This window comes from Sporosarcina koreensis, from assembly GCF_001531445.1.
In the GTDB taxonomy this organism is placed as follows: Bacteria; Bacillota; Bacilli; order Bacillales_A; family Planococcaceae; genus Sporosarcina; species Sporosarcina koreensis_C.
The window spans coordinates 1-243 of sequence record NZ_LQYA01000125.1; the positions used below are offsets into that span (position 1 = coordinate 1).

At 56.0% G+C, this 243-nt stretch carries 1 rRNA gene; it reads left to right on the forward strand.

The features are described from left to right. Positions 1 to 243, forward strand: a 16S ribosomal RNA gene (locus AWV70_RS14195); the annotation flags it as partial.

The following is a 243-nucleotide window of genomic DNA, read 5'->3' on the forward strand; positions in this document are numbered from 1 at the left end:
CGAGCGCAACCCTTGATCTTAGTTGCCAGCATTCAGTTGGGCACTCTAAGGTGACTGCCGGTGACAAACCGGAGGAAGGTGGGGATGACGTCAAATCATCATGCCCCTTATGACCTGGGCTACACACGTGCTACAATGGACGGTACAAAGGGCTGCGAACCCGCGAGGGGGAGCCAATCCCATAAAACCGTTCCCAGTTCGGATTGCAGGCTGCAACTCGCCTGCATGAAGCCGGAATCGCTA